Raw genomic sequence first — 248 nt, 5'->3', positions numbered from 1 at the left:
GCGGTCCGCCGACGCAGCTTATGGACGCCGGGACGGTGCGACGCCTCGCCGCCGAAGGTGCGTTCTTCGGAAGCCATCTGGCGACGCATCGCGCGATCGATGGTCTGTCGAGCTCTGACTTGGCCGCCGAGCTCCTGCGCTCTCGTATGTTCATCGAGCGCTGGACCGGTCGGCCAGCCACGGCGTTCGCGGCACCCTTTTCTGTCACCGACCGACGGCTTGGCAGGCTGGCCAAGGAGTGCGGCTAT

1 protein-coding gene is annotated in these 248 nt (G+C 67.3%); it reads left to right on the top strand.

The features are described from left to right. Positions 1-20: 20 nt before the first annotated feature. Positions 21-248, top strand: a 228-nt coding sequence (locus NMG70_RS32535; protein ID WP_254028278.1) for a polysaccharide deacetylase family protein, incomplete at its 3' end; no start/stop codon positions are given.

The organism is Mesorhizobium ventifaucium, assembly GCF_935822925.1.
In the GTDB taxonomy this organism is placed as follows: domain Bacteria; phylum Pseudomonadota; class Alphaproteobacteria; order Rhizobiales; family Rhizobiaceae; genus Mesorhizobium; species Mesorhizobium ventifaucium.
The sequence above is the reverse complement of the archived record's forward strand: the minus strand, read 5'-3'. Positions and strand labels throughout refer to the sequence as shown.